This is a genomic window from Streptomyces millisiae (assembly GCF_031845425.1).
Taxonomy (GTDB): Bacteria; Actinomycetota; Actinomycetes; order Streptomycetales; family Streptomycetaceae; genus Streptomyces; species Streptomyces millisiae.
Window position 1 is genome coordinate 1 of record NZ_JAVREM010000340.1, and the last position, 436, is coordinate 436.

Here is a 436-nt window from a genome sequence, read left to right on the forward strand (position 1 = left end):
GGCTAGTAGCGCAATCGACGCGAAGCACGTGATCGCGCTGAGCTGGTAGCGGACGGTGCGGTTCAAGGTCATAGGCGCTGTGCTCACTTGTCCGGGATGGGTGCGGTGCCTGCTACGACTGCAGCGATGTTGTAACCACTGGTTCGGGGCTGATTGTTGTCGCCCAGTTGAGGGTACTGGCTGTGCGCGTGTGGACCGCTTACTCCTTCTAGCGTGCGGCCGTCGGGGACAGTGGTGGGGGCGGTAGCCAGCTGGGTGAAGTTGGGGTTGGTGGCTGGGTTCGGGCCGAAATCGCCGAATTCGTCATTGAGATACGAGCCGAGGATCGGGATGCCCTGGATGACAGATCTGGCGTCGTACACCCCTTGGATCGGATCGTCGGGGGCTTCCATCGCATATACGTGGCCGGGCTGCACGTGCAGGTCTTGGGGGGTGG

The 436-nt window shown here is 62.4% G+C and carries 1 protein-coding gene; it reads right to left on the reverse strand.

What is annotated here, in order from left to right; translation table 11 throughout:
- Nucleotides 1–83: 83 nt before the first annotated feature.
- The coding region (locus tag RNC47_RS36980) for a hypothetical protein (protein ID WP_311605252.1) at nt 84–436 on the reverse strand (353 nt) is incomplete at its 5' end.